This window comes from Bacteroides sp. ET71 (assembly GCF_023336905.1).
Lineage (GTDB): Bacteria > Bacteroidota > Bacteroidia > Bacteroidales > Bacteroidaceae > Bacteroides.
The window spans coordinates 1-482 of sequence record NZ_JAMBLS010000148.1 but is presented as its reverse complement, the minus strand read 5'-3'; the positions used below and the strand labels follow the sequence as shown (position 1 = coordinate 482).

Annotated in this window: 1 protein-coding gene; it reads left to right on the top strand. The window is 45.9% G+C overall.

Annotation, left to right across the window (positions count from 1 at the left end):
- Positions 1–482 (top strand): transposase (locus tag M3090_RS15620; protein WP_249057799.1); only part of this gene is annotated, 482 nt, incomplete at both ends.

The following is a 482-nucleotide window of genomic DNA, read 5'->3' as shown; positions in this document are numbered from 1 at the left end:
CTTGTTATCTCCCTATACGCCAAAGGAATGAGTGTTTCTGACATAGAGGAAGAGATGCGTGAGATTTATGAGATAGAACTCTCCACATCTGCCATTTCCATCATTACAAACAAGGTAAACCAGGCGGCCCAGGAGTGGCAGAACCGACCTTTAGATCCGGTTTATCTCATTGTCTGGATGGACGGAATAGTCTTTAAAGTGCGGGATAACGGCAAAGTCATCAACAAGACCGTATATCTTTGCGTCGGGCTGAAACAGAACGGTCTGAAGGAAGTTCTTGGCATGTGGGTTGGCAAATCAGAAAGTTCCTCTTTCTGGATGGGTGTCCTGACTGATTTAAAGGCGCGTGGAGTACAGGATATACTGATTACCTGTACAGACAACCTGAATGGATTTACGGATACCATCCGCACCGTATTCCCTCAGTCATCCACCCAAATCTGTGTGGTTCATCAGATCAGGAACTCCTGTAAATACGTCGT